The 348-nt window shown below is 56.9% G+C and carries 1 other annotated feature (running past one end of the window).

From position 1 onward, the window contains the following. Positions 1-118 precede the first annotated feature (118 nt). Positions 119-348, top strand: a sequence feature (23S ribosomal RNA rRNA prediction is too short) (it continues 420 nt past the right edge of the window).

Here is a 348-nt window from a genome sequence, read left to right as displayed (position 1 = left end):
CCACCCGCTAAGCCTAAATATTCCCTGGTGACCGATAGCGGATAGTACCGTGAGGGAATGGTGAAAAGTACCGCGGGAGCGGAGTGAAATAGTACCTGAAACCGTGTGCCTACAAGCCGTGGGAGCGTCGGACGTGCAGCTTGCTGTGTGTCTCGTGACTGCGTGCCTTTTGAAGAATGAGCCTGCGAGTTTGCGGTGTGTAGCGAGGTTAACCCGTGTGGGGTAGCCGTAGCGAAAGCGAGTCCGAATAGGGCGCCTGAGTTGCATGCCCAAGACCCGAAGCGGAGTGATCTAGCCATGGGCAGGTTGAAGCGGAGGTAAGACTTCGTACCGAACCCACCAGGGTTG

Source organism: Streptomyces sp. CB01881, from assembly GCF_002953255.1.
Taxonomy (GTDB): Bacteria; Actinomycetota; Actinomycetes; order Streptomycetales; family Streptomycetaceae; genus Kitasatospora.
Note: the sequence above shows the minus strand (reverse complement) of the source record. Positions and strands in the feature narration are given on the sequence as shown.